This window comes from Bradyrhizobium ontarionense, assembly GCF_021088345.1.
Classification (GTDB): domain Bacteria; phylum Pseudomonadota; class Alphaproteobacteria; order Rhizobiales; family Xanthobacteraceae; genus Bradyrhizobium; species Bradyrhizobium ontarionense.
Genome location: NZ_CP088156.1, coordinates 1984135 through 2009180 on the forward strand (window position 1 = coordinate 1984135; position 25046 = coordinate 2009180).

Annotated in this window: 25 protein-coding genes; 9 read left to right on the forward strand and 16 right to left on the reverse strand. The window is 65.4% G+C overall.

Translation table 11 applies throughout. From position 1 onward, the window contains the following. Positions 1 to 605: 605 nt before the first annotated feature. The 3 genes from LQG66_RS08960 to LQG66_RS08970 form a co-directional block, all read right to left on the reverse strand. Positions 606 to 848 carry a type II toxin-antitoxin system Phd/YefM family antitoxin gene (locus LQG66_RS08960; protein WP_231325542.1) on the reverse strand — a complete coding sequence of 81 codons (243 nt, stop codon included), beginning with the start codon at positions 846 to 848 and terminating at the stop codon, positions 606 to 608. A 154-nt stretch (positions 849 to 1002) separates the two neighbouring features. Next, positions 1003 to 1944, reverse strand: coding sequence for a DUF4253 domain-containing protein (locus tag LQG66_RS08965; protein WP_231327731.1), 942 nt, complete (start codon positions 1942 to 1944; stop codon positions 1003 to 1005). A 179-nt stretch (positions 1945 to 2123) separates the two neighbouring features. Further along, positions 2124 to 2858: an SDR family oxidoreductase gene (locus tag LQG66_RS08970; RefSeq protein WP_231325544.1), complete on the reverse strand. Its 735-nt coding sequence runs from the start codon at positions 2856 to 2858 to the stop codon at positions 2124 to 2126. 66 nt (positions 2859 to 2924) lie between these two features. On the opposite strand from LQG66_RS08970, the gene LQG66_RS08975 reads away from it, so the two are divergent. The 3 genes from LQG66_RS08975 to LQG66_RS08985 all read left to right on the forward strand — a co-directional run bounded on the left by LQG66_RS08975 (position 2925) and on the right by LQG66_RS08985 (position 5780). Further along, positions 2925 to 3842: an AraC family transcriptional regulator gene (locus LQG66_RS08975; RefSeq protein ID WP_231327732.1), complete on the forward strand. Its 918-nt coding sequence runs from the start codon at positions 2925 to 2927 to the stop codon at positions 3840 to 3842. 249 nt (positions 3843 to 4091) lie between these two features. Beyond that, the gene (locus LQG66_RS08980) at positions 4092 to 5180 is read left to right on the forward strand and encodes a dienelactone hydrolase family protein (RefSeq protein WP_231325547.1); all 1089 of its coding nucleotides are present in this window, start codon (positions 4092 to 4094) and stop codon (positions 5178 to 5180) included. Positions 5181 to 5294: 114 nt separating this feature from the next. Further along, positions 5295 to 5780: a hypothetical protein gene (locus LQG66_RS08985; protein ID WP_345778941.1), complete on the forward strand. Its 486-nt coding sequence runs from the start codon at positions 5295 to 5297 to the stop codon at positions 5778 to 5780. A 45-nt stretch (positions 5781 to 5825) separates the two neighbouring features. Here LQG66_RS08985 and LQG66_RS08990 read toward each other — a convergent pair whose 3' ends face one another. The 6 genes from LQG66_RS08990 to LQG66_RS09015 all read right to left on the reverse strand — a co-directional run bounded on the left by LQG66_RS08990 (position 5826) and on the right by LQG66_RS09015 (position 11420). After that, complete coding sequence (locus LQG66_RS08990; RefSeq protein ID WP_231325551.1) at positions 5826 to 6944, reverse strand: sulfotransferase family 2 domain-containing protein; 1119 nt, start codon at positions 6942 to 6944, stop codon at positions 5826 to 5828. Positions 6945 to 7401: 457 nt separating this feature from the next. Further along, the gene (locus tag LQG66_RS08995) at positions 7402 to 7653 is read right to left on the reverse strand and encodes an EscU/YscU/HrcU family type III secretion system export apparatus switch protein (protein WP_231325553.1); all 252 of its coding nucleotides are present in this window, start codon (positions 7651 to 7653) and stop codon (positions 7402 to 7404) included. Between the two features lie 70 nt (positions 7654 to 7723). Then, complete coding sequence (blaOXA, locus tag LQG66_RS09000; RefSeq protein ID WP_231325556.1) at positions 7724 to 8548, reverse strand: class D beta-lactamase; 825 nt, start codon at positions 8546 to 8548, stop codon at positions 7724 to 7726. Between the two features lie 100 nt (positions 8549 to 8648). After that, on the reverse strand, positions 8649 to 8942 hold the full coding sequence (locus tag LQG66_RS09005; RefSeq protein ID WP_231325558.1) for an EscU/YscU/HrcU family type III secretion system export apparatus switch protein: 294 nt from the start codon (positions 8940 to 8942) through the stop codon (positions 8649 to 8651). Beyond that, positions 8939 to 10576 (reverse strand): flagellar hook-length control protein FliK, encoded by a 1638-nt coding sequence (gene fliK, locus LQG66_RS09010; protein ID WP_231325560.1) that lies wholly within the window; start codon positions 10574 to 10576, stop codon positions 8939 to 8941. The genes LQG66_RS09005 and fliK overlap by 4 nt, the downstream gene beginning before the upstream one ends. Before the next feature lie 61 nt (positions 10577 to 10637). Further along, complete coding sequence (locus tag LQG66_RS09015; protein WP_231325562.1) at positions 10638 to 11420, reverse strand: ATP12 family chaperone protein; 783 nt, start codon at positions 11418 to 11420, stop codon at positions 10638 to 10640. Between the two features lie 87 nt (positions 11421 to 11507). Here LQG66_RS09015 and LQG66_RS09020 point away from each other — a divergent pair, with 87 nt between their 5' ends. Both LQG66_RS09020 and LQG66_RS09025 read left to right on the forward strand, forming a co-directional pair. Continuing rightward, positions 11508 to 11948, forward strand: coding sequence for a hypothetical protein (locus LQG66_RS09020; RefSeq protein WP_231325564.1), 441 nt, complete (start codon positions 11508 to 11510; stop codon positions 11946 to 11948). Positions 11949 to 12127: 179 nt separating this feature from the next. Continuing rightward, positions 12128 to 12301: an RNA polymerase sigma factor region1.1 domain-containing protein gene (locus LQG66_RS09025; protein WP_231325566.1), complete on the forward strand. Its 174-nt coding sequence runs from the start codon at positions 12128 to 12130 to the stop codon at positions 12299 to 12301. A 15-nt stretch (positions 12302 to 12316) separates the two neighbouring features. Here LQG66_RS09025 and LQG66_RS09030 read toward each other — a convergent pair whose 3' ends face one another. Then, positions 12317 to 13720, reverse strand: coding sequence for an RluA family pseudouridine synthase (locus LQG66_RS09030; RefSeq protein WP_231325569.1), 1404 nt, complete (start codon positions 13718 to 13720; stop codon positions 12317 to 12319). Positions 13721 to 13825: 105 nt separating this feature from the next. On the opposite strand from LQG66_RS09030, the gene LQG66_RS09035 reads away from it, so the two are divergent. Beyond that, a complete protein-coding gene (locus tag LQG66_RS09035; RefSeq protein WP_231325571.1) occupies positions 13826 to 14773 on the forward strand; it encodes an alpha/beta hydrolase in 948 nt (315 codons plus the stop codon). 182 nt (positions 14774 to 14955) lie between these two features. Beyond that, positions 14956 to 16176, forward strand: a complete 1221-nt coding sequence (locus LQG66_RS09040) for an MBL fold metallo-hydrolase (RefSeq protein WP_231325574.1) — start codon at positions 14956 to 14958, stop codon at positions 16174 to 16176. Between the two features lie 53 nt (positions 16177 to 16229). Here the strand turns inward: LQG66_RS09040 and LQG66_RS09045 are convergent, their stop codons facing one another. From LQG66_RS09045 to LQG66_RS09060, 4 genes are all read right to left on the reverse strand, one after another. Further along, complete coding sequence (locus LQG66_RS09045; protein WP_231325576.1) at positions 16230 to 16880, reverse strand: HAD family hydrolase; 651 nt, start codon at positions 16878 to 16880, stop codon at positions 16230 to 16232. A gap of 223 nt (positions 16881 to 17103) precedes the next feature. Further along, the gene (locus LQG66_RS09050; RefSeq protein ID WP_231325578.1) at positions 17104 to 18438 is read right to left on the reverse strand and encodes a replication-associated recombination protein A; all 1335 of its coding nucleotides are present in this window, start codon (positions 18436 to 18438) and stop codon (positions 17104 to 17106) included. Continuing rightward, positions 18435 to 19829 (reverse strand): DegQ family serine endoprotease, encoded by a 1395-nt coding sequence (locus tag LQG66_RS09055; RefSeq protein ID WP_231325580.1) that lies wholly within the window; start codon positions 19827 to 19829, stop codon positions 18435 to 18437. Before LQG66_RS09055 ends, LQG66_RS09050 begins: the two co-directional genes overlap by 4 nt. A gap of 57 nt (positions 19830 to 19886) precedes the next feature. Beyond that, positions 19887 to 20264 (reverse strand): winged helix-turn-helix transcriptional regulator, encoded by a 378-nt coding sequence (locus tag LQG66_RS09060; RefSeq protein WP_231325582.1) that lies wholly within the window; start codon positions 20262 to 20264, stop codon positions 19887 to 19889. 116 nt (positions 20265 to 20380) lie between these two features. On the opposite strand from LQG66_RS09060, the gene LQG66_RS09065 reads away from it, so the two are divergent. Beyond that, entirely contained in the window at positions 20381 to 21397 is a 1017-nt protein-coding gene (locus LQG66_RS09065; RefSeq protein WP_231325585.1) for a zinc-binding alcohol dehydrogenase family protein, read from the forward strand. Positions 21398 to 21491: 94 nt separating this feature from the next. Beyond that, positions 21492 to 22643: an IS110 family RNA-guided transposase gene (locus tag LQG66_RS09070; protein WP_231317924.1), complete on the forward strand. Its 1152-nt coding sequence runs from the start codon at positions 21492 to 21494 to the stop codon at positions 22641 to 22643. Between the two features lie 779 nt (positions 22644 to 23422). Here the strand turns inward: LQG66_RS09070 and LQG66_RS09075 are convergent. Further along, a complete protein-coding gene (locus LQG66_RS09075; protein WP_231325587.1) occupies positions 23423 to 24748 on the reverse strand; it encodes a chloride channel protein in 1326 nt (441 codons plus the stop codon). 21 nt (positions 24749 to 24769) lie between these two features. Beyond that, complete coding sequence (locus LQG66_RS09080; RefSeq protein ID WP_231327733.1) at positions 24770 to 25042, reverse strand: DUF1330 domain-containing protein; 273 nt, start codon at positions 25040 to 25042, stop codon at positions 24770 to 24772. Between the last annotated feature and the right edge of the window lie 4 nt (positions 25043 to 25046).

Here is a 25046-nt window from a genome sequence, read left to right on the forward strand (position 1 = left end):
CCGCCCCCATGGCCCCCGTGCAGTGAAAAAGCACGGGGTAGGACCACAGGTTCGGCGGGGACATCCCGGCCTTCCCTGCGCGATGGTTTGACAGCTTATACGTGCTCTCCCCGGGGACCGGCTTGATTGCCCCCGTCGTCAGCGGATCATCATCACCACCGACTTGGCCTCAGCATCGGGAGGCCAGGACCACACGATTTCACCGTCGCATCGCTCCGTTCGTCCGCCCGATCGTGAGACCAGGCTGCAGAGCGACGCGCCCACCGCATCCCCGGCCCGACGTTCGTGACGATCGCGAAACGTCCCTCTTGGCGGGCCGGGATGCGCGGAAATGTGGAGCTGATTTGCCCGACGGTGCAAGTGATGAGTCCGCGACAAACTGGCACGACGAGCAGTTTGGGTATGAGAGACATGCACGGATTGCCCGTCGGGCAGATCGACGACTTCATGATAAGATCAAGGACGCTCGGTTCGATCTCTGCACGCATTCATACGACACGAACAATGACGCCGACTGCGCGTCCATCCAGGCGAGCAGCGCGGGAGGCACGGGCCGTCCCGGAGACCCGGCGGAAATGACGTTGGTGTCGACGAGGTACAAGGCGTCAGAATTTAGCGGCCCGGACCGGAACGGGATTTCGTTCAGGCAGATCGTCGGCCGTGAGTGGCGCGGCCATCAGCAATCGCCCGAAGGTCGGAACGTGGGAAAGCCGCTCCCACTCCTCGTAGCTCAAGACGACCGCCTGGCGTTTGCCGTGGCGCGTGATCACCGAGGGCTTTCCTTCCATGGCCTCATCGACCACGGCAGACGGGCTGGCCTTTGCCTCGCGAAGCTGGATTTCCCGCATGGCCACCTCACTGTGACTACAGTAGTCATATCACGGAAAGTGCAGCTTTCTGCAAGACCGCCCCGCAAAGGCCCATCTTTGACGATGAAGATCCAAGGTTCTTCTGTCGATTGAGTGCACTGTCATCGACATACGAAGTCCACGCGGCTTGTCCTCAATCCCACCAGAAGTACCACCAGTCATTCGCCATCAGCGCGGCGGCAAGAGCGCTCAAGGTCTCCGCTCCCTGGTCGATGATATCGTTGCAGTACACGTAGTGTTCCCGCGCCAGCGCGAGCGCTTCCTCGCGCGTCTTCGGCCGGCTTGCCACCCGCAAATTGATGGTGTCGGCGCTCATGCCGACGAGCTCCGCGCCATAGCGGTCGCGCCAGCTCCGCAGGGCAGCGACATGTTCTTCGGGCTTGGGGCAGCCGTTCCAATCGCCCCAGCGGAGAAGAGCCGGAATGGTCGTCCAGTCATCGGTCGGCGCCAGACCGATGATGACCTTCTGAAGCGGCTGTCCTGTGCGAGTATCCTCCGCCACCGACAAGCCCCACCCCGTCTCCGGCCTGTCCGGCCATTCGCCGATCGGAGGCTCATGCCTGTCTCTGACCATCGCCGCGATGGTCTCGTCGCGTGTCAGGGTTCGGGTCTTCCCGTCTTTGGTCTCGGTGATCACCGGCAGCGGCATGTCCGGTTTTGCCGCGAGAAGATCCTTCAGGTGCTGGACCGCGGCCTGGTGGCCGGCCACGTTGCGCGCGGCGAGATCATCGGGAAACCTGATCTCTGCTGCTTTTTGCAGGATCTCTTCGACCGACCGTAGCGGCGGGCCATAGGGTCCGTTCGGACCAAAGGGCGTCAGGAGATTGCCCAACGAGTGATGCTCGTCTTCACCTCCGAGCACGACCGGGATTCCCTGCCCGGCGGCTTTCAGCTCCTGCCATTTCGCCAGCGCATTATCGCCCGTGGTCTCGACCAGCTTGAGCGGAAACCTCTCGATCGCTTGTCGCTGATAGTTCTGTGCGATCTCGTCCGGTGTCACTGCTCGCGCTCTCCATGGCATGGCCGCCCCCAGCGCTCCGGCGAACAGCCCTCTCAAGATGTCCCGCCGCCGCATCGCCAAGCCCTTCGTCGTGCTGCCCGACCTGAATGGATCATGGCAGGCGCTATGAGCCAGTTTCGAGGCACGCGCGAGGGCCCGCTCAATTTTCCAGAGCGCAGAACCGCCAGTTGCCGCCCGCGATGCTCCGTGACGCATGGTTCAATCACAGACACGACCTTACCGGATCGCAATCGCTATTCCTGCGCCGTCGGCCGCACGACGATGCTTCCGACGTCGACGTCGGCGGGTTGCTCGATGGCGAAGGCGATGGCACGGGCGATGGACTCCGCAGGGATGGCGATGGCGGCCAATCGCTCCCGCAGCGCTGCCTGCACTGCCTCGTCCTTCACCGAGCCGGCGAAGTCGGTCCGGATCATTCCAGGTGAGACCTCGGTGACCCGGATGTTCGGTCCCGACTCCTGTCGAAGGGCTTCGCTGAGCGTGCGCACGGCGTTCTTGGTCGCCGCATAGACGCCCATCGTCGGCAAAATCTTGAGGCCTGCGGTGGAGACGACATTGATGACGTGTCCGCTCTGCTGGCGGCCGAACACAGGCAGCGCCGCGGCGATGCCGTACAGTACCCCCTTCAAATTGACGTCGATCATCTGCTCCCATTCGTCGACACGCAACGCATCGAAACGAGACAGCGGGCCGACGCCGGCGTTGTTGATGATGACATCGAGGCGGCCGAACCGCTCGCATGCGAGGTCGACGAGGTCCACGAGATCGTCGCGCTTCGTGACATCGGTCTTGCGATAAACGGCTTTGCCGCCATTGGCCTCGATGTCAGCAACGAGGACAGCAATAAGCTGTTCCCGTCGCGCCCCCAGAACGACACGGGCGCCTTGCGATGCAAGATGAATGGCAGTGGCCCGACCTATCCCGCTGCCTGCTCCCGTGATGATGACGACTTTGTTCGCAATGCTCATGGCTGGCCTCCTGTTTGAGGAGACCTAGGCAATCGGGGCTGGAGGATCTATGCTTATTCGACCATGATGTTGTCGCGTTCGTCCACATCTCGCGCTGATCCGTTATCGGATGTGCTGACCGTCCTGGGGGCGCGCAGCGGCGGACGAACCCGTCTTGAGGCTACCGGTGCGTGGGGTCTCGCCTTCCCCGAGAGACAGCGATTGAAGCTCGTCGCCGTTCTGCGCGGGGCATGCTGGATGATCCTGCCCGGCGAGCCTGCACGACGATTGGCGGAAGGCGACGTCTTCCTCATCGGCAGCTCGACTCACGCGGTGGCGAGCCATCCCGACATCGAGCCGACCGACGGCGCCGCCTTGTACGCGGAGCCTGGCTGCGATGTCGTCCGATTGGGTGGCGATGACACCATCATGATCGGCGGAAGCATCACCTTCGCGAGTGCCGAAGCCAGCTTCGTGCTCGACGCGCTTCCCCGCTTTTTGCACATCGAGAAGACATCGGGTTCGGCCGCCGCCGTATCTCGGACACTCGATCTGTTGGATGCCGAGGCTGGCCGGGAGCATATCGGCGGATCGCTCGTCACCACGCGACTTGCCGAGATCCTGTTCGTGGAGGCCATCCGTGCCTACGTTGCCGAGCACGGCGAGGCCTGCGTCGGCTGGATCGGGGCTCTTGCGGATCGTCCGATCGGGGAATCCCTTCGACTGATGCACGGCGCGGTCGCGCATCCATGGACCGTCGCCGCGCTGGCGGCGCGGGTCGGCATGTCGCGATCGGCCTTCTCGGCTCGCTTCGCGCGCCGCGTCGGCAAGCCTCCGCTCGACTATCTGACCTCCTGGCGGATGCTGCTGGCGCGGCAGCTGTTGAGCGAACGCGAGACGAACCTCGCGAGCGTCGCCCGCGAGGTCGGGTATCTCTCTCAGAGCGCTTTCGGCCATGCCTTCAAACGGACCTTCGGCTATTCGCCGAAAGCAGAGCACAGGTGAGCGGTCTTCGACCGCGACCACCTCGGCCTGAATGACGCTAACGGCAGGAATCTCGGTGAAGGCGGCGCGATCAGCGTGCGGGGTTCTCAACCAGGTTCGGCACGCCTCTCGCTTCCGCGGCGCACCATGCTCCGCGTTGTCCACCGAACGTCCGTCGGCGCAACGCGCGAGGCCGTTTGACAGTATCGCGTTCCCTCGTTCTACTCGGTTCCAAAGCCGCGCAACAAGCGGCAAGCCAGGAGGACGGTCATGGAGCGACACATTGGTGCCGCACCGGCGGTGCTTGCCGCGTGCGTTCGTTTCAGTCTGACACCAACACGCCGCGTCGGCCAGCATCCCCTGCGCGTGATCGCAGCGGCGGCCGTGATGATGCTCGCGACGTTCGGACTGTTGTCGAGCGCCACCAGCGCCGTCGCACAAGGCATCCCCAAGGACACCCCGGCGCGGATCGAGATGTATCCGATCCCCTCGCTCACGCTGTCCGACCGGCAGTTCCTGTCAGGCGACGACAACGGCAAGCCGGTCACCGTCGCCGGCGAGCTGCGCGTCGCGCAAGGTAGCGGACGGCTGCCGGTGGTGGTGCTGATGCATGGCTCGGGCGGCGTCGGCGCCAACATCGCGGCCTGGTCGCGCACATTCAACGGGATGGGTGTGTCGACCTTCGTGATCGACGGCTTCACCGGACGCGGCATCACCGCGACCAGCACCAACCAGGCCCAGCTCGGCCGGCTCAACCTGATCATTGACATCTATCACGCGCTCGACGTGCTGGCGAAGCATCCGCGCGTCGATCCTGAGCGCATCGTGCTGATGGGGTTTTCGCGCGGCGGACAGGCGGCGCTGTACGCGAGCCTGGAACGCTTCCACAAGCGCTGGAACACATCGGGGCTGCGGTTCGCCGCCTACATTCCGTTCTATCCGGACTGCGCCACGACCTATCTCGGCGACACCGACGTGGTGGCGCGGCCGATCCGGATCTTCCACGGCGGACCGGACGACTACAATCCGGTGCGGACCTGCAAGGCCTTCGTCGAGCGGCTGAAGACAGCCGGGCGCGACGTCGAGCTGACGGAATATCCGGACTCGCCGCACGGCTTCGATCTCGGCCTGCTCGGCGCCAACATGGTCGCCGTCGCCACCAAAGCGCAGACCGTGCGCAACTGCCGCATTCGGGAAGGCGACGGCGGCATGCTGATGAATGCCGAGACGCAGCAGCCCTTCACCTATCAGGACGCCTGCGTCGAGTTCGATCCGCATGTCGGCGGCAATCCGGCGACGGCGGAAGCCGCGCGCCAGGCTGTGACGGATTTCCTGCGCACGCTGCTCAAATTGTCGTGACAAAAAACAGAACGATTTGGATCAATTCTTGATGTGACACATCGAACGTATCAGGTGTTCCTGCGTTGTCGCACGATTTTCGACGATGACATTTCAACGATGACATGGAGCCCGATGATGCGCGCCTCTCGCCTTGCGATCCCCATCCTGCTGACCGCCCTCGCCGCGGGGAGCGCGGCCCATGCCGCGCCCGCCTCGCCGTTCCGGGGCCTGGAAGGCTCCTGGACCGGCGGCGGCGTGCTGAGCACCTCCGACGGCAACCAGGAGCGGCTGCGCTGCCGCGCCGCCTACGACGTCGGCGGCGCCGGCGAGCAGCTGCGCCTCAACATCCGCTGCGCCAGCGACAGCTACAACATCGATCTCTCCAGCGACGTCGCCTATCGCGGCGGCGAGATCTCGGGGCAATGGACCGAGGCCAGCCACAATGCCTCGGGCACGATCGAAGGCCGGGCGTCGGGCAATCGCATCGAGGCGCAGGCGCGCGGCCAGACCTTCTCAGCCGGCCTGTCGCTGACCACCAGCGGCCGCCGTCAGACGGTCTCGATCCGGCCCACGGGCACGGAGATCACCGGCGTCGATCTGGAGCTATCGCGGCGCTGAGCGACGCACCGAAGTCAGCGCGCACCGATCTCCGTGAGACGCACCTCAGTGCTGCAGAGAAAGAGCCCTGCGTCGCTCGAAGAGACTTCGCGCCTTGTCATACAGCGCCAGATCCACGGCATTCAATTGCCTGATGCTCTCGATGTCAGACGATGAAACAGGCGGGGCAGACGCACGAATCTTATTCACGTTGAGGCGTTTCGCGGTCAGATCGATACCGACCATCAACGACAAGGAGGCTACGGCCTCATTGAAATGTTCCACGATGCCGACGAAGTCGAAGCTCGACAAATTTCGTTCGGCCTCTCCGCGCAGATCCCGGATTGCAGCTTGGTACTCCGGCCTGACGTCACGAGCGATGGCCTTGGCCTGGTAATTCTCCGTCACCATCCGGACCGCCGGATCATCGCATTTCAAGAATTCCGTCAGAGTGGTCCCTTGGGCGATTTCGATCGCCCTCCTGCTGTAGGAGGATATCGGTGAGTCCGTTCTCAAAAAATAATAACTTGATATCACACGCTCGACCGGGTCTCTCAGGAACGTGAGCAGGAAACGATCGGGACGCAATTTAGCCGTATGCTGATAGTTGAAATGTCCGATCACGAGATCGTTGAGCGATATTTCAGAAGATGAAACTTCATCAAAGTTTTCCAACGATTCGTGGAAGATAGCCGTGCCCTTCATGGCTTCGAACAATGCATGTTGAAGCGAGGTGCCCGCCGTCTTCCCGATGTGCATGAAACAGAGCTGACGCCCCGCCAAGCCGTTTGGCAGAATTCGCTCATCGTTTCTGGATTTTTCCAGACTGTTCAGCAGGCGCCGCCGCCGATCTTTCGCCAAAGCCAACTCGCCGCAGCAATTTTCATAGGCTCCACGGTAGCCGTCGTACCCCTTGCGGAGTTCGGTGGCTTCAACCGCCAGAGCCTCAAAAGCCACCTTCTGCTCGGCAGAACGTCTTCGAAGATCGCTGACCTGCGCCGCCAAAGCGTCAATGATGGTGTTGTATTTGTCCCATCGTCGAGGGACATCACCTACGTCCGTCCTAGCCAAACCCAACCTGACCATCACGTTTCGGAGCGTGTTGATCTTCCGTCTGAGACGACGGATGGCGCGCCGTACCATAATTATCAGCAGTGAAGGAAGAACGTCCAAGCGAATACGCATTACAAGATTCTCACGCGATGCCTCCCAACGCTTCACCCGATCTGCTGAAGCAAGATCACGCGGGAGGAACTATCATTGGCCTTAGTACAGCTATCCTGTCCGAACGCGCCGTCGGCCGCAATCGGCCGAACGCATGACTTATCAAGTTCAAAAAAGGCGATGGCTCTGCCGACGGAGATAGGACGCGCCATGCACGCCCCCATCGTAAGCAGCACCGTCGCATCACAGCGCGCCGACGTTTCACCAGGGACTTGCGGATCTCGCTGCGCCGAGGCGCGACATGGGCTGATACGCGTGCGAGCAACATGCTGGCGCCGGCCATCAGGCCAAGCACTCGGCGGCGGCTGACCAGAGGCATTGCTGGTCGCTTCGTCCGTGCTTCGCCCTACCTATCACGGGGCGATCGCGATCGAAGCATGGCGGCAGCCACAAAATCGAGCTCGTCGCTGCGCGCCGGTCAGCGCGTCGGCCGCGACAGGTTGAGCACGAACACCAGGACCTCGGCGACCGCCTTGTAGAGCTCCTCCGGGATCTCGTCGCCGAGCTCGACATCGGAGAGCGCGCCGGCCAGCATCTCGTTCTCCTCGATCGGGATGTCGTGGGCCTTCGCGACCTCGGTGATCTTGACGCCGATCGTGCCCTTGTCCGTGGCGACGACATGCGGGCGCGCCCTGCCCCTTGTCGCAATGCAGTTCCGTAGGGTGGGCACGGCGCGCGATGCTGCCGTCAACAACGATAGGCGTGCAATGCGCCTTTGCCCACCTTACGGCACCAGGGCTCTACAGCGCGCCGGTGTCCTTCAGGCAGGCTTGCGTCAGCGTCATGCGGTCGGCAACGTGACGCTGCTCCGGACAATCCATGTTGAGCGCGAACACGGTCGGCTGATCTGATTTGTCGACCCAGCCGACCATCCAGCCGAGCGTATGTTCGCCGCGCTCTGCGCCGAGCAGCCCGGACTTGAAATGAATCAGCGAGTCGCCGACCTTGACGGTCGGGATGATGTCGCGCACCAGATCCTGGCTGCGCTTCGACATCGGCAGCGTGCCGCGGCGGAGACGATCGACGAAGTCGACCTGCTGCACCGGATCGATGCGCAAGGCTCCCGTGAGCCAGAACTGATCGATGCCGCCGCCGATGTCGTGATTGCCGTAGTCGAGCTCATCGAGGAATTTCTGCATGCGCTCGGGGCCGATGCGGCGCGCGATCTCCTGATACACCGGCACGGCCGACACCGCGATGGCGCTGCGCAAGGTGTGATCCTTGTTCCAGGCCTCGATCGATCTGACGACACCATCCCACTTGAACACGTCCTTGTCTGGATCTTCGACGACGCCCGTTTCCAGCGCGATCAGCGAGTTCGCGATCTTGAAGGTCGAGGCCGGCAGCTTCCCCTCGCCCGAGCGCTCGGTGTCGCTGGCGATGACGAGATAGTCCTCGACCTTGTAGGCGACGAAGGTCCCCTTGGTGCCGTCATCGGTGAAGTACTTCGCCAGCGCACCGCGGATCTCGCTGCGCTGAGGCGCGACATGGGCGAAGGCGCGCGGCGGCAACATGCTCGCGCCGGCCATGAGGCCGAGCGCACGACGGCGGGTGATCAGGGGCATTGCGGGTCTCTCCGTCAGTCTCGCGATCTCCCTATCACAGGGCGATCGCGATCGAAGCATGACGGAGATCACAAAATCGGGCTGTGGCGCTGCGCGCCGCTCAGCGCGCCGGTCGCGACAGGTTGAGCACGAACACCAGCACCTCGGCGACGGCCTTGTAGAGCTCCTCTGGGATCTCGTCACCGATCTCGACATTGGAGAGCGCGCCGGCCAGCACCTCGTTCTCCTCGATCGGGATGTCGTGCGCCTTGGCGACCTCGATGATCTTGGCGCCGATCGTACCCTTGCCCTTGGCGACGACGCGGGGCGCGCCGTGCCCCTTGTCGTAATGCAGCGCAACGGCGAGCTGGGTCTTGGCCTGAGTCTTCGTTGTGGCCTTCACGTCGATGCTCATAGCGCGCGATCCAGGAAATGGCCGGCCTTGGGCGGCATCACGGCCGGCGGCGCGCCGTCCTGCACCACGAGATCGCCGGGCGAAAGCTCGGCGCGGCTGAGCGCCTGGCTGAGATCGGAGAGCCCGGCGCGCAGCCGCGCGGCGGTCACGGGGCGCTCGGCCCACATCCGCACCGAGGTGCGCTCGGCGCTGAAGCTGATCATCGCATGCACGGGGCCGGCCGGCTCGACATCGAGCGAGAAGCGCGCCCGCCAGGTCCGCTTGGCCGCATCGGGCGACTGCGTGCCGCCATCGCGCGAGATCTCGAACTGCGCCATCGCAGTGCCCTGCTGGGTGGCGAAGGGGATCTCGAAGTTCCAGCGCGGCTGCGCGGGGTCGGTGCGGGGGCCTGACGCGTCGGGGCGATCCGGCAGCGAGGCGACCTGCAGCAAGGTCTGGCGCGACAGCGCCTGATCGGTCTCATCGAGCAGGCGGTGCGCGATCGCCGACAATGGCATGTCCGGACCGAGCGTCGGCGTCGCCACCGATTGCGGCATCGGCGCGCCGCCGCGGAATGGCGGGGGCGGCGTGTTGGTGCGGACGACCACGTCGCCGCGCCCATTCGTCATGCCGCGTCCGGGAATGAGGCCGCCGGCGCGCGGGATCTGCTGCTGGGCTTCCTGCAGCACGGCCAGCACCGCGCCCGGCGTTAGCGATTGCGCCTTGGCCTGGGTCAGGGTCGCGATCAGCGCCGCGCCGGTCAGGCTGGCCGATGCCGTACCCGTTGGCCACGGCTGCGGCGGCAGCTCGATCTCGATGTCCGGCACCAGCGAGGGCGCGGCGGTCCGCTGCTGGGCGGCGGCGGCGCGGCCGGCCTCGGACAGCACCGAGGCGTAGGAGCCGCCGGCTGCTGGCACAGTCGACGCGGTGGTGCCGGGATCGACGGTCTGCAGCACCGACGCGAGCGTCTGGCGCAGCACGATCAGCGCCGCCTTCAGATCCGGCGCGCCGGCACCCGCGCTGCCATTGGCGAGCGACGATTCCAGGAACAGGCCGGAACTCTGCACCGCGGTCTGAACATCCTCCGGCGTCAGCGCCGGCGTCAGCGGCGTCTGCTGCGCCAGCACCTGCGCGACCGCGGCGCGCAATGCCGGCGGCAGGCTGGGCGAGTCTGCGACGGCCTGCAGATCGGCGAAAAGCTGGCCCTGGCTGCCCTGGCGGGTTGCCGCCTCCTCGCTGGCGATCGACAGCGCGAGGCGCTCCAGCCCGGTCAGCGGATCCTGCGGCGGGGGCAGCGCCGGCGCCAGTCGTCCGGTGACGTCGACGACGGTGGCGGCCGGTGTGCTGGTGCCGGTCGATCCGGCGGCAGCGCCACCGCCCTGCCCGACGATCGCGAGCTGCAGCCCCTGCGGCGTCTGCGACACCGCGACCTGCACGCTCTGGCCGGCCTGCAGCGGCAGATCGCTCGCCAGCTCCAGCGACAGGTTTCCGATCGCGACCTGCACCAGGTTCTCAGCGAGCACCTGCTGCACCCTGGCGCTGAGCAGCGCACCGGCCTGCAGCGTGGTTGCGGCCTGCAGCGTGGGTCCGGCCGGCGAGCTGCCGACGCCGCGGACGGCGCTCACGGAAGGCGACGGGGTGACACTCTGGACCATGCGCGTACTCGGGTTACGTGCATAGCCTAGCGGGCTGCCCTAAACCCGGCGTTAACCGGCCTCAGTGCGCTGCGTCGACGTCCCGAAGGATGCGGACGGCCGCCTGGTAGTCGATCTTCTTGGCGGCGCGGCGGCTCATCGCCTCCTCGTCGGCGCCCCACTGCTCGGCGTTCCAGTCGTCGTCGACATGGGCCGCCGCCCAGACCTGGTCGGCGTCACCCACGCCGTGCACCAGCGCCAACGCGAGCAGCGCGGAGCCGGTCACCGTGGTCACCACATGCGCCGCGGCCAGCGTCCAGGCGCCGGTCGGCAGCGCATCCCGCGCCGCCTGCACGGCGGCGTCGGGCTGGGTCACGTGCCTGATGCCCTCGGACAGGATGAAATGCGCGCCGAGACTGTCGCGGGCCCAATCCAGCACTGGGTCCCAATGCGCGGCCTCGCGCGCGACCAGCCCCTCGGGATGGCCGGCGCGATAGAACAAGAGATCGGACTGGAGGTATTTGGCGACGTCCTCGCGGACCAGCTCGGCGCGGTCGACGACCGACTGCACGACGCTGTTGGCGAACCGTGTCAGCGGCATCTTGGTCGGATCGATGCTCTCGCCCTGCGCCTGCCACTCCGCGGCAACCGCCTCGGCGAGCTCCTTGGCGGGAATCGTGACCACGCGCCCCGAGGGCGTGCGGATCGGCCGGCCGTCGAGCGTGACGTGGAAGCCGCCCTCGGCCTCGGCCGTGCCGGCCTCCTTGTAGAAGCGCTTGCGCAGCGGCGCGCGCATCGCCTGCCGCGCCGATTCCTGCGGATCGAGCGGCGATCGGCCGGCCACCTCGTCGAAAAGTTCACGCATAAATTCCAGCCCTCTCAAGGGATGATCACACGGGATCCGTTGTTTGCGGGCTAGATAGACCCTGTCCGCCCGAAATGCGAGCTGCCGATGCGTCCCCTGCTCTCCGCCCTCGTCCTGCTCGGTAGCACCCTCGAGGCCGCGGCCGGCTTCGGCTCGCCGGAATCGCTGGTGCGCAACGTCTATGCGCATTATGGCCAGGGCGCGCCGGAGTTCTCCGGCGGGTTGCCGCGGACGGCGGAGGCGGCACGGCAGTTCTTCGATCCGAGCCTGGCGAAAGCGTGGACGGCGCCGCGGCGCGAGCCGTACGATTTCCTGGTGCAGAGCCCGCACTGGAAGCTCGGTCCGGTCGCGATCTCGATCCTGCGCAAGCAGTTCGACAAGACCTATGTCGCCGCCAGCTTCGACAACCAGGGCCGCCGCGTCACCATGAACTTCATCGTCGTCAAGGGGTCCGACGGCTGGGTCATCCTCGACGTCGAGACCCCGCACGATTCGCTGCGGCTGTTTTTGGAGCAGTTCCGGAACTGAGGGTCGCGTAGCCCGGATGAGCGGACGCCGCAGCCCAACGGGCGAAGGCGGGAGCGATATCCGGGGTCTCACGAGCCGTACGAATGAACCCGCATGTCGCTTCGCTCATGCGGGCTACATGCTGCGGAAACCGATCCTCCTCCCTTTAGGTAGAGGCTCCCCAAAAAAGGAGGATGAGCATGACGGTATCGGAGATCATTCGCCGGGCAATCGCCATGAGTGAGCAGGATGGCGAGATTACCTTCGACGAGTTGAATACGCTGTGCGGGTCGGACAGGCAGCCCGAGGATATCGAAGACATCTTCTGCGCGCTACGGGACGCAGGCATTCAGCTCGTCGAACAGCGAGGCTGAGCGCTCCGAACCGACTCACTCCTCCGGCGCGTTCTCGATCGGGTCGAAGCGGTCGTGCTCGAGGCCGAGCAGGTTCCACGACTGCAGCATGTGCGGCGGCAGCGGCGCGGTGGCGTCGATCACGCCGCCGCGCGGATGCGGGATGACGATGCGGCGCGCCAACAGATGCAGCCGGTTCTGCAGGCCGCCGGGCAGCGCCCAGTTCTCGATGTTGAAATATTTGGGGTCGCCGACGATCGGATGGCCGATATGGGCCATGTGCGCGCGCAGCTGATGGGTGCGCCCGGTCACCGGCTTCAGCGACACCCAGGCGAGCTTGTTGGCGGACGCCTCGACCACGGCATAGTAGGTCACGGCGTGGCTGGCGCCCTCGTCGCCATGCGCGGCGACGCGCATGATGGTGTCGTCCTCGCTCTCTTCCTTGGCGAGATAGGTCGAGATGCGGCCCTGCTTGGGCTTGGGCACGCCGGCCACCAGCGCCCAATAGACCTTGCGTGCGGAGCGATGGCGGAACGCGCCGGTCAGATGGGTCGCGGCAAAGCGGGTCTTGGCGACCAGCAGACAGCCGGAGGTCTCGCGGTCGATGCGGTGTACGAGCCGTGGCTTCTGGCCCTTGGCGTCGCGCATCACCTCCAGCATCTGGTCGATGTGGCGGGTCATGCCGGAACCGCCCTGCACCGCGAGCCCGGCCGGCTTGTTGAGGACGAGCACGTCGTCGTCCTCATAGAGCGTCATCGCCTTCAGGCTATCGAGCGTCTTCTGCTCGGCCTCGGACAACGCCCCGGAGACCTTGGGCGCGTCGAGCTTGAGCGGCGGGATGCGCACGCTCTGGCCTTCCTCCAGCCGATCCTTCGAGTCGGCGCGCTTGCCGTTCACCCGGAGTTCGCCTTTGCGGACGATGCGCTGGATGTGGGAGAACGACAGGCCGGGAAAACGCGCTTCGAGGAAGCGGTCGACGCGCATGTTGTTCTCGTCGGCGGTGACGACGACGGTCTGCACCTTGGTCGGCAGCACCGGCGTTTCGGGCTCGGGCTTCCTGGCAGGTGCGGGCGGCTCGCGTCGTTCGCTGCGCTCGGGCGCACCGCGCATCGGCCTGCCGCTGCCACCGGCACGCTTGGCCTGCGGCCGCTCACGCGGCTCGAAACTGTCGCGACGATCCTCGCGCTCGGCCCGCGGGGCGCGCACGCGCTCGCCCTTGCCACGCCCGGTTTCGCCGCGCGGCCCCGCCTCGCGCTCACCGGCCAAACGCTCGCGCCGCGGACGATCGCCGTCCGGACGCTTCGCCGGCCCACGCTTTGCAGACTCACGCTTCGCCGGCGCGCCTGCGCTGCGGGCAGCCTCAGCCTTCGGCCGCTCGCTGTTGCGGCGGTCGGTCGGGCGGTCGGATCTGGTCTGGGTTCGCTTGATGCGGCGGCTCATGCGAGGTGCGTATCGCAAAAGGCCCTGCCAGTCACGGCGAAATCGCGATAAATCGGCCCGGCGAGGCCTAGCCCCCGCGAATCGGACGTGATCGGAGCTGACGGAATGACGCTGACGAGAGTGGCCCTGACGATCGTGGCGACCGCGCTGACGCTGAGTGCCGCGCAGGCCCAACAAAGCCCGATGCCTGACGACATCGCCTGGAAGCTGATCGAGATCGGCCGGGCGATCGACCCGCCGAAGACCGCAGCGATCTACGCGCCGCTGCAAGCCAGGGAACCCTACGCCGGCGTCACGGTCCAGCGCGATGTGCGCTACAGCCCGGCGGAACGCAACCTGCTCGATTTGTTCACGCCGGACAGCGCCGGCGCGCCGCGTCCGATCCTGATCTTCGTGCATGGCGGCGCCTTCATCGGCGGCGATCGCCGCCGCACGCCCGACAGCCCGTTCTACGACAACATCATGCTGTGGGCGGTGAAGAACGGCTACATCGGCGTCAACATCACGTACCGGCTGGCGCCGAAATACATGTGGCCTGCCGGCGTCGAGGACATCGCCAGCGCCGTACAATGGGTGACAGCCCATGCGGCCGAGAACGGCGGCGATCCCGCGCGCATCTACCTGATGGGACATTCGGCCGGCGCCGTGCATGTCGCAAGCTACGTGGCACACTCCGAATTCCACAAGGTCGCCGGCGGCGGGCTGGCCGGCGCGATCCTGGTCTCCGGCATCTACGATCTGACCGCGACACCGCTCGGCGATCAGGAGATGGCCTATTTCGGCACCGATCCCTCGCGCTTCAAGGAGCGCTCCTCGCTATCAGGCCTACAGGCCTCGACCCTGCCGCTGCTGATCGCCTCCGCCGAGCTCGACCTGCCGCGCTTCGTCGAGCAGTACGCCCTGCTGAAGCAGGCCGCCTGCAAGCGGCCCACGGGCTGCGCCCGCAGCGTGATGCTGCCGCAGCACAGTCATATGTCGGAGGTCTATTCCATCAACACCGACGACGACCGGCTGACGCGGGAAATTGTGGAGTTCGTGCAGGGCGGGAAGTAGCAACGAAAGCATGAAGAGCTGACGACGCCCGGCATGGCACAGCGGACATTGCCCGTTGCGGAAAGGTCGATGCGCGCCAGATCGACACGCCTTGATCCAGGTCAACACTTCTCCTCGATGTTGATTGATATTCTGGCTCGTTTCGGCGCGTGTGGTGACAGCACTCCTTCGAGGAGGGTGACATGCTCTTCCGCGGCTGCACTTGTGTTCCCTGGCCCTCGACAACAGGACGCGGGCCGTTCCGTGCCGACGAAGGCCCCGTTCCGGATTGTTCGAGTGGCGCTGTTGACCGGCGAGATGCGCTCTGCGGGATGGGTGCCGCCGCACTCTGGGCCACCATCGGAAGTTTGATCGGCGGCGCAAGACCCGCCCGTGCTCAAAAGCTCACCGAAGCAATGCCCGAAGTCGACTCACTCTCGATTCGCGTGATCACGGACAGTTTTCAGCAGGTTTTCGCGGCGCCTGCACGTATCGGAAATGTCGACGTGCAGCCGTTTTCGTTGGGGCTCACAGACAAACCTCCGCGCCACGTCCTGGAAAGCGAATGGGGCGTTTCCGCGCTACTCCAGACGCAGTCCGGGACAGAGCAGCGTTCCGTGCTCGTGGATTTCGGATATACCCCGGAAACACTGATGAACAACATGGCCCTCCTGCAAATTCGGCCCGACATGCTCGATGCCATGTTGCTGACGCACGGTCACTACGATCATTTCGGAGGGATGGCAGGTTTTCTGGGCGCCAACAAAGGGCAATTCAGGTCGGGAGTTGCGCTCTATTTGGGTGGGGAAGAGGCGTTCTGTACCCGGGAGATCGTCGTCCCGCTTACGCCCCCGCAATCATACAACTTTGGTGCGCTTGATCGGAACGCGCTTCAGAACGCAGGCGTGAAGGTCGTGTTTGCCGATCGCCCGACGCTCATCGCTGGTCATATTGTTGCGACAGGCCCCATTGGGCAGCGAACCTTCGAGCACGTGACTGCACCGACGCGCATGAGCGCGGGCCTCGCCGACGGTTACGGTTGCTTCCCGGAGCAAATGCCCGAGGCGAAGCGCACGGCGAAGTCGATCCCCGATGACTTCAGCTTGATTCCGTGCGTCAACGTCAGAGGGCGCGGACTCGTCGTGTTTACGGGCTGCGGTCATCGAGGAATCGTGAACACGTTGCGGCAAGCCATCGCCGCGACCGGCGTCGAAAAGATCCATGCCGTCATGGGCGGCTTCCATCTTGCCCCAGAGAGGGATGGCTACGTTCAAGAAACAGTAGCGGCCATCAAGCAAATCAATCCCGACTTCGTTCTGCCCATGCATTGCACGGGTGATCTGTTCGCGAAGCTCGTCGAACAAGACATGCCGGGCAAGCTCATTCGGATCAACACTGGGACGCGAGTCATTTTCAGGGCTTAACGTCGTGCCCGTGCAGCCGCAGCGACGTCACCATCGCGACAGGTCCCTGCTCCCTACGAATGCCAGCCCTTCGCCGCCGCTCCGAGAATCTCGCTGAAGCTCTCAATCTCGCGAACAGCGTCGGAGAAGTCGTGCTTTCTGTTGAAGGCATGGCGAACGATGACACAGTCGCAGCCCGCTGCGTTCGCTGCTCTCATTCCTGCTGACGAATCCTCGAAGACGAGGGTATCGCGCGCACTCACCTGCAATTGGGACAGCGCCAAGAGATAGGCCTGCGGATCGGGTTTATGATGGGCGACGTGGTCCTGAGTGATGATCACGTCGAAGGAATCCTGCAGACCGAGCTTCGCCAGCACCGTCTCGACCATCCAGGTCGCCGCCGAGCTGACCACTCCGGTCTTGATGCCGCTCGTCCGCGTTTCAAGAATGAATTGTCTGGCTCCGTCAGTTTCGAATATTTCCGTCTCGATGAAGTCGAGATAGAAGCCACGAAAGCGATCATTGAATCCGTCTAATGCAGGTCTGAGATCGTACGCTTTGAGAAAATGGCCAGTGACCGTGGGCCAATCCTCTCCCATGACGTCAGCATAGATCGAGTGATCGGCTTTCGCTCCATAGGTTGCGCACGCCTGAGCCAAGGCCCGCGCTTTCAAAACCTCGTTGGCTGCTATCGTGCCGTCCAAATCAAACAGATAGGCTCTCATCTTCGATCCGTTCGGCCAACGCTGCCGGCCAAATACTCCGTCACAAGGATCTGAATTTCTGTCGTCATTCCGGGGCAATCGTCAATGCGGAGGCGCGAAGCGGCTACGTGTTGACGATTGAACCCGGAATCTCGAGATTGTGAGGAATGAACGCAAAACAAGATCGAGATTCCGGGTTCAAGGCCTTCGGCCTTGCCCCGGAATGACGGTGGTGACAACAGAACTACCCGCCCCGCTCCTTCCTGAGCTTTGCCCAGTAATCCAGCCGCTTCCGGATCTCGCGCTCGAAGCCCCGTTCGGGCGGGTCGTAGAACTGCTGGCGGCCGAGGGCCTCGGGGAAATAGTCCTGCCCCGAAAATGCGTCGGGGGCGTCGTGGTCGTACTGATAGCCGGTACCGTAGCCTTCGCTTTGCATCAGCTTGGTCGGGGCATTGAGGATGTGCTTCGGCGGCAGCAGCGAGCCGCCCTCTTTCGCGACCCGCTTGGCGGCGCCGAAGGCCTTGTAGGCGGCGTTGGATTTCGGCGCGGTCGCGACGTAGATCACGGCCTGCGCGATCGCGAGCTCGCCTTCGGGGGAGCCGAGGAAATCATAGGCGTCCTTGGCGGCGTTGGCGATCACCAGCGCCTGGGGATCAGCAAGGCCGATGTCCTCGACCGCCATGCGCACGATGCGGCGGGCGAGAAACAGCGGATCCTCGCCAGCGTCGAGCATGCGGGCAAAGTAGTACAGCGCGGCGTCGGGATCCGAGCCGCGCACCGACTTGTGCATCGCCGAGATCAGGTTGTAGTGGCCGTCGGCGGACTTGTCGTAGATCGGCGCGCGGCGCTGCAGGATGTCCTGCAGCTGCACCGCATTGAAGATCTCGTCCTTGCGCGCCGAGCGCCACACCTCCTCGGCCAGCGTCAGCGCGGCGCGGCCGTCGCCATCGGCCATGCGGATCAGCACGGCGCGCGCCTCGTCGTCAAGCGGCAGCTTGCGGCCCTCGACCGCTTCGGCGTTGCTGTAGAGCCGCTCGATCGCGGCGGCGTCGAGCGAATGGAACACCAGCACGCGCGAGCGCGACAACAGAGCGGCGTTGAGCTCGAAGGACGGATTCTCGGTGGTCGCGCCGACCAGCACGACGGTGCCGTCCTCCATCACCGGCAGGAAGGAATCCTGCTGGGCGCGGTTGAACCTGTGCACCTCGTCGACGAACAGCAGCGTGCCCTGCCCGGTCTCGCGGCGGGCGCGCGCCGCATCGAACACCTTCTTCAGATCGGCGACGCCGGAGAACACCGCCGAGATCTGCTCGAAATGCAGCTCGGTGGCGTCGGCCAAGAGTCGCGCCACCGTGGTCTTGCCGGTGCCCGGCGGGCCCCAGAAGATCAGCGAGCCCAGCGTGCGCGTCTCCAGCATGCGCGTCAGCGCGCCGTCGGGGCCCAGGATGTGATCCTGTCCGACGACGTCGGACAATTTGTGCGGCCTTAGCCGCTCCGGCAGCGGCCGCGGCGCATCCTGCTCCATCCCCGCCGCGGCGAAGAGGCTCGGCCCTCCTTGCTGGGGGCGCTTCGGACTCATCCGCCGAGCGTGACGTTGATCTGCTGGCCACCGCGCAGCACGGTGATGCGCCAGACGCGGGCGGTCTCGCGCGCGGCCTTGTCGAGATCAACGGTCTTGGCGATCTTCTGATTGTTGACGGCCATGATCACGTCGCCCTTCTGGAAGCCGACATTGGCGGCCGTGGTGCCGTCGCCCGGCTCGAGCACGACCACGCCTTCAGTGTCGGCATCGAGATGCAGCTCGTCGGCGACCGCCGGCGAGATGTTGGCGACCTTGGCGCCCTGGAACGGCGAGCGGCCGTTGATGACCATCTCGTTGCGCCCGGTATCGGGCGCCGTCTCCAGCGCGATCGCGACCTTCACCGGCTTGCCGCCACGCTGCAGCTCGATCTGCGCGGTGCCGCCGAGCGGGCGCGTCGCAAAGCGATAGTCGAACGCGTTGGGATCATCGACGGTCTGGCCGTCGATCGAGACAATCAGGTCCGACGATTTGATGCCGGCCTTCGCCGCCGGGCTGTTGGCCACGACGGAGGCCACCAGCGCGCCGGTCGGCGACCGCAGGCCAAGGCTCTCGGCGATCTCCGGCGTCACCGCCTGCAGCCGCGCCCCCAGCCAAGGACGCTTCACGGCCTTGCCGCCGCTCTTGGCCGACGCCACGACGACGCGCACCATGTTCGCCGGAATCGCGAAGCCGATGCCCTGCGAGCCGCCGGACTTGGAATAGATCGCGGTGTTGATGCCGGCCAGACGGCCGGTCATGTCGACCAGCGCACCGCCGGAATTACCGGGATTGATCGCGGCGTCGGTCTGGATGAAGAACTGATAGTCGGTGATGCCGACCTGGGTGCGCGCCAGCGCCGAGACGATGCCGTGGGTCACGGTCTGGCCGACGCCGAACGGATTGCCGATCGCCAGCACGACGTCGCCGACCAGAAGATCGTCGGAATTGGCGAGGTCGAGCGTGACGAACGACTCGCGCGTCCCCTTCAGCTTCAACACCGCGAGATCGGTGCGGCTGTCCTTGAGCACGATCTCGGCCTCGAACTCGCGCTTGTCGGACAGCGACACCTTCACCTCGTCGGCGCCCTCGATGACGTGCACGTTGGTGACGACGAGACCGGACGGATCGATCATGACGCCCGAGCCGAGCGAGCGCTGCATCTGCTCCTGCGGTCCGCCCTGCAGGCCGAAGAAGCGGCGGAAGACCGGATCGTCGAGGAACGGATTGCGGTTCTGCACCACCTTGGCGGCATAGACGTTGACGACCGCCGGCTGCACCCGCTGCACGATCGGCGCATAGGACAGCCGCAGCTCGGCCGCGGACTGCGGCACGCGCCGCTCCTGCGCCGCGATGGGAGAGGCGGCCAGCAGGGACAGCAGCAATACCGCGAAGGTACGAATCGACGTCATGAAGAATCCTCGAATAAGTCGCCCTGGATATAGGCGGAACGGCCGATGCGGCCAAGCTCAGGCCGACGGATGCGGCGTTTCGATGGTGTCGGCAATGGGGGCACAGGACAGCCGGTCCTGGTGCCGCTCGCCCCACGTCCTCAGGACCTCGATCACCGGCCGCAGGCTCTCCCCGACCTCGGACAGGCTGTAGTCCACCCGCGGCGGCACCTCAGCATAGACCTTGCGGATGACCAGCCCGTCCTCCTCCAGCGCCCGCAGCTGCTTGGTCAGCATGCGCTGGGTGATGCCGGGCATCAGCCGCCTGAGCTCGCCGAAGCGCTGGCTGCCGCCCTGCAGGTGATACAGAATGACGCCCTTCCACTTCCCGTCGATCAAGTCGAGCGTGGCTTCGACCGCGCAGCCCGGACGGCGGGTGAAATTCTTCCGCTTCATCGCTGTTTTGCCCAATAGTATCCAAACGGGGACTAGTTCCCCATTTTTACAGTACTTGCGATTATGACGCCAGCAGGACAAGTAGGCCCTCATCAGAGGCCAGCCAGGAGGTTGTCATGAAGGCCGTCGGTTACCAGACATCGCTGCCCATCGCGGACAAGGACGCGCTGTTCGATTTCGAGGCTCCAAAACCCGAGCCCAAAGGGCGCGACATCCGCGTCGCGGTGAAGGCAGTCTCGGTCAACCCCGTCGACACCAAGGTGCGCAAGCGCGCCGCCGCGCCGGCCGGCGAGACCAAGATCCTCGGCTATGACGCCGCCGGCGTGGTCGAGGCCGTCGGCCCTGACGTGACGCTGTTCAAGGTCGGCGACGAGGTGTTCTACGCCGGCTCGATCCTGCGCCAGGGCACCAATGCCGAATTCCATCTGGTCGACGAGCGCATCGTCGGCCGCAAGCCCAAGAGCCTGTCGTTCGCCGAGGCCGCAGCCTTGCCGCTGACCTCGATCACCGCCTGGGAGCTGCTGTTCGACCGGCTCGGCGTCATCCCCGGCAAGAGCCTCGATGACCGCACGCTGCTCGTCACGGGCGCCGCCGGCGGCGTCGGCTCGATCCTGATCCAGCTGGCGCGCCGCCTCACCGGGCTGACCGTGCTCGCGACCGCGACGCGGCCGGAGTCGCGCGACTGGTGCCTTGCGCTCGGCGCCCATGCGGTGATCGACCACGGCAAGCCGATGAAAGAGCAGATCGACGCGCTCAATCTGCCGCCGGTGGCCTTGGTGGCGAGTCTCACCCACAGCGACCAGCACTACAAGGCGATCGCCGAGTTCCTGGCGCCGCAGGGCAAGTTCGGCCTGATCGACGATCCCGCCGAGTTCTCGCTCGCAGCCTTCAAGGGCAAGGCGATCTCGATCCACTGGGAATCGATGTTCACGCGCTCGATGTTCACGACGCCCGACATGATCGCGCAGCACAATCTGCTCAACGACGTTTCGGATCTCATCGACAAGGGCGTCATCCGCACCACCCTGGGCGACAACTACGGCACCATCAACGCCGCCAACCTCAAGCGCGCCCACGCGCTGATCGAGAGCAACACCTCGCGCGGCAAGATCGTGCTGGAGGGGTGGGGCTGACTAACAGCCGACGAACCGTAGATTCCATGGGGGAGCGGTGAGCGAGCCCTTCCGATAGGTTTGGGTTTCCACACTCGAACCCTCGGAGAGTCAGATGCAAGCTTCGACCCAAGGCACGCTCACCGCCGGAGATACTGGCACGATTTTCGTTGCAATTGAACTCAGCCAGAAGAGCTGGCTGATCACGTTGCACAGTCCCGATCAGGGACGGATGTCGCGGCACAAGCTCGACGGAGTCGATCAGGTCGGGTTGCTGGCGTTGATCGCCAAGACGCGGGCCCGGGCGGCGCAGAAGCTCGGATCGGAGCCGCGCGTGGCGAGCTGCTACGAGGCCGGCTATGACGGCTTCTGGCTGCACCGGTTGCTGGTCGCGAACGGAATCGACAATCTGGTGTTCGATCCGGCAAGCATCGCGGTCGAGCAGCGCGCACGGCGGGCAAAGACGGATCGGATCGACGGCGAGCTGTTGCTGCGCACGCTGATGGCCTATTTGCGCGGCGAGCCCCGGGTGGTCCGGATCGTCCGGGTGCCGACGGTGGAGCAGGAGGACGCCCGGCGGGTCAGCCGCGAGCGCGACCGGCTGGTCACGGAGCAGACGGCCCACACCAACCGGATCAAGGCGCTGCTGCGGCTGTCCGGCCTGGAGGTCGGCGCGCCGCGCCGCCGCAACTGGCTCACCTGGCTGGAGCAGCAACGCGACTGGCAGGGTGAGCCGCTGCCGCCCCACGTTCTGGCCGAGGTCAAGCGCGAGCACGCGCGTCTGATGCTGGTGCGCGAGCAGCTCGCGGCGCTGGAGCAGAGCCAGGAGGCCGCGCAGGCGGCTGTCGTTCCGGAGGCGATGGCCAAGCGGCGGGAGCAGCTGCAGCGGCTCAAGGGGCTCGGGCCGGCCTTCGCCACGACATTGGCGGGCGAGCTGTTCTACAAGGACTTCCGCAACCGGCGCGAGGTCGCCAGCTATTGCGGCCTGACACCGAGCCCATGGAAGAGCGGCGGCATCGATCGTGAGCAGGGCATCAGCAAGGCGGGCAATCCGCACGTCCGCCTGAAGACGATCGAGCTGGCTTGGCTCTGGGTCCGCCATCAGCCGGACAGCGCGCTCAGCCGCTGGTTCCAGACCCGCACGCTCAACACCGGCAAGCGTGTCAGGCGCATTGCGATCGTGGCGCTGGCGCGCAAGCTCGTCGTGGCGCTGTGGCGCTATCTCGAGACCGGCCTCGTGCCCGAGGAGGCCCTGATGAAGGCGTAAACGAACTTCGCGATCAGGCCCGCGGTTCGCCGCGGTCTTGCGAGGATGGATGATGACCGTGCCACCCTAGGGCCGTACCACCAGCCGTCTTGTAGATGGGTCTCATCCTCTTTGGCTTCTCGCCGCAAGCATGCGGAACATGGGCCCGGATGACTTCATCCGACCGGATATGAGGTGATGCAGCGGACAGCTGCAGAATCTTCGCAAGCCAGTCCTCGACCGAGACCGCAGGTTCGTGGCGCCAGACGTCGCCCTGCCCACCCGCAAAGCCGCCGTCCGCTACGGCGCAAAATCGAGAGCGCGCGGACGTCGGCTTTGCTCCGCCGAACACACCACCTCTAAGGAAACGAACGGCATCCTCGAAAAAAAACTCGACCTATCGAACGAGACTTGACTCACAAGACCCCATATGAGGGTGGGCAAAGGCGCTGCCGCGGTCTCTCCACGTTGGAGATCGCGATGGCGCCGTGCCCACCATCTCGCCGATGCGCGTGCTGATCGACGGTGGGCACGCGCCGCCTTGCGGCGGCGCTTTGCCCACCCTACGGCACCGCCCGTGGCGCTATTGATGTGCCTGTTCGTGATAGCGGCGCAACGCTCATCGTTCGGTTCGAAGCTCCAGCCTCGTAGAGTGGCAAAGCCGCCGGAGTGACGGTGCTCTGTCAACGAAGATCGTGCATGGCACGGCAAGCCGATCGCAACGTCTCAAAAGCTGCACCCAAGTCCTTGAACGCTCGCCAGTTCCAAACGTCCAGCAGAGCATGAGGATGAGCTCGGTCTCACGCAGGCGTCGCGAGCGATTCCCGCTCGCGCGCCGTCTCAGCTTTGGCCACGAAGCCCTTGGCGAGCGCGTGGTAGAGACCCTCCTCGCAGATCAGCCGCGAGGTGCCGTAGGCGATCAGCGAGGCCGTCATCAGCGGCACCACCATGGCGTGGTTGTCGGTCATCTCGGTGACGATGACGAAGGCGGTGATCGGCGCCTGCACCACGCCGGCGAAATAGGCGACCATGCCGAGCAGCATGATCGGCGCCAGCGGGGTGTGCTGGAACAGGCTCGCGACGTTGGCGCCGATGCCGGCCCCGACCGCGAGCGACGGCGCGAAGATGCCGCCGGGAATGCCGCTGATCGCGGCGAAGGTGGTGGCCAGGAATTTCAGCACGCCGAAATCTTGCGGCAACGGAGTGCCGGTCTCCAGCGCCGCCTTCACCTGAGCATAGCCGGTGCCGTAGATCGTGTCGCCCGAGGCGAGGCCGCACAGCGCAACGGCAAGTCCGCAGACGACCGCGAACGGCAGCCGCTGGCGCTTGATGACGCGGCCGGTCGCGCCGGGAAGTCCGCGCGCCATCGTGATCAGGATGCGGCTGAACAGGCCGCCGGCGGCGCCGCCGATGACCCCACAGACTGGCACCGCGAGCCAATCGATACCTTTGCCGAGCGCGATCGGGGTCGAGCCAAAATAGGCGTAGTTGCCCATCAAGGCCAGCGAGGTCAGGCCCGCAGCGATCACGGTGGCGATCACGAGGCTCGACGTTCGGGTCTCGAAGGCGCGGCTCATCTCCTCGATACCGAACACGATGCCGGCGAGCGGCGTGTTGAAGGCAGCCGCCACCCCGGCCGCGGCACCGGCCAGGATCAATCCCGGTTGGCGGCGCGGCGACAGCCGGCCGAGCGCGAACATGATCGAGGCGCCGACCTGCACCGTCGGCCCCTCGCGGCCGACCGATGCGCCGCAGAGCAGCCCGAGCAGGGTCAACATGACCTTGCCGAGGGCGACGCGCAGCGACACCAGCGGGCTGCGGGCCCGCGTATCCGTCAGGTGGCGCGCGGCGATCGCTTGGGGAATGCCGCTGCCTTGCGCGTTCGGGAAGAAGCGCTGGGTCAGATAGACCGACAGCGCGAAACCGGCCGGCGTGACGATCAGCGAGGCATAGCGCGATTTCGACAAGAGCCAGTTGAAGGCCAGCTGCGCCTGGTCGGCGAGCTCCGCCAGCGCCACCGCCGCGGCGCCGACCACAAGCCCGCCGGCCACGAACAGCACCCGCCGCTGCCACCGCGCCGAGGTCAGCTTGAGCCAACGCTTACGGCGGGGGGTGATCTTCAGCATGGGCGCGGCACGGTCCGATCATTACGCAGGTGCAGCACCCTCGACGAAAATCAGCCGGCGGTCCAGCGCCTTCCGGCGTTCGCCCAGGGCCTCGGCATATTCGGGCGACGCATACCATTGGCGGAGCCGCGCCATCGACGCGAACTCCACGATGATGAGGGACTTGGCCGACAGTCCGCCGCGGACCAGATAGCGGCCGCCATACTGCGCGATCGAGCGCGCCGCACAAGTGCGGTAGCGCTCCGCCGCCTCGGCGTCGCGAATCTCGACCTCGGAGATGATGCAAGCGACGATGGCG

Coding starts and splice junctions, on each gene's coding strand:
- LQG66_RS08960 (WP_231325542.1), bottom strand. CDS start 848: ATGCGGGAAATCCAGCTTCGCGAGGCAAAGGCCAGCCCGTCTGCCGTG.
- LQG66_RS08965 (WP_231327731.1), bottom strand. CDS start 1,944: ATGCGGCGGCGGGACATCTTGAGAGGGCTGTTCGCCGGAGCGCTGGGG.
- LQG66_RS08970 (WP_231325544.1), bottom strand. CDS start 2,858: ATGAGCATTGCGAACAAAGTCGTCATCATCACGGGAGCAGGCAGCGGG.
- LQG66_RS08975 (WP_231327732.1), top strand. CDS start 2,925: ATGTTGTCGCGTTCGTCCACATCTCGCGCTGATCCGTTATCGGATGTG.
- LQG66_RS08980 (WP_231325547.1), top strand. CDS start 4,092: ATGGAGCGACACATTGGTGCCGCACCGGCGGTGCTTGCCGCGTGCGTT.
- LQG66_RS08985 (WP_345778941.1), top strand. CDS start 5,295: ATGATGCGCGCCTCTCGCCTTGCGATCCCCATCCTGCTGACCGCCCTC.
- LQG66_RS08990 (WP_231325551.1), bottom strand. CDS start 6,944: ATGCGTATTCGCTTGGACGTTCTTCCTTCACTGCTGATAATTATGGTA.
- blaOXA (WP_231325556.1), bottom strand. CDS start 8,548: ATGCCCCTGATCACCCGCCGTCGTGCGCTCGGCCTCATGGCCGGCGCG.
- LQG66_RS09005 (WP_231325558.1), bottom strand. CDS start 8,942: ATGAGCATCGACGTGAAGGCCACAACGAAGACTCAGGCCAAGACCCAG.
- fliK (WP_231325560.1), bottom strand. CDS start 10,576: ATGGTCCAGAGTGTCACCCCGTCGCCTTCCGTGAGCGCCGTCCGCGGC.
- LQG66_RS09015 (WP_231325562.1), bottom strand. CDS start 11,420: ATGCGTGAACTTTTCGACGAGGTGGCCGGCCGATCGCCGCTCGATCCG.
- LQG66_RS09020 (WP_231325564.1), top strand. CDS start 11,508: ATGCGTCCCCTGCTCTCCGCCCTCGTCCTGCTCGGTAGCACCCTCGAG.
- LQG66_RS09025 (WP_231325566.1), top strand. CDS start 12,128: ATGACGGTATCGGAGATCATTCGCCGGGCAATCGCCATGAGTGAGCAG.
- LQG66_RS09030 (WP_231325569.1), bottom strand. CDS start 13,720: ATGAGCCGCCGCATCAAGCGAACCCAGACCAGATCCGACCGCCCGACC.
- LQG66_RS09035 (WP_231325571.1), top strand. CDS start 13,826: ATGACGCTGACGAGAGTGGCCCTGACGATCGTGGCGACCGCGCTGACG.
- LQG66_RS09040 (WP_231325574.1), top strand. CDS start 14,956: ATGCTCTTCCGCGGCTGCACTTGTGTTCCCTGGCCCTCGACAACAGGA.
- LQG66_RS09045 (WP_231325576.1), bottom strand. CDS start 16,880: ATGAGAGCCTATCTGTTTGATTTGGACGGCACGATAGCAGCCAACGAG.
- LQG66_RS09050 (WP_231325578.1), bottom strand. CDS start 18,438: ATGAGTCCGAAGCGCCCCCAGCAAGGAGGGCCGAGCCTCTTCGCCGCG.
- LQG66_RS09055 (WP_231325580.1), bottom strand. CDS start 19,829: ATGACGTCGATTCGTACCTTCGCGGTATTGCTGCTGTCCCTGCTGGCC.
- LQG66_RS09060 (WP_231325582.1), bottom strand. CDS start 20,264: ATGAAGCGGAAGAATTTCACCCGCCGTCCGGGCTGCGCGGTCGAAGCC.
- LQG66_RS09065 (WP_231325585.1), top strand. CDS start 20,381: ATGAAGGCCGTCGGTTACCAGACATCGCTGCCCATCGCGGACAAGGAC.
- LQG66_RS09070 (WP_231317924.1), top strand. CDS start 21,492: ATGCAAGCTTCGACCCAAGGCACGCTCACCGCCGGAGATACTGGCACG.
- LQG66_RS09075 (WP_231325587.1), bottom strand. CDS start 24,748: ATGCTGAAGATCACCCCCCGCCGTAAGCGTTGGCTCAAGCTGACCTCG.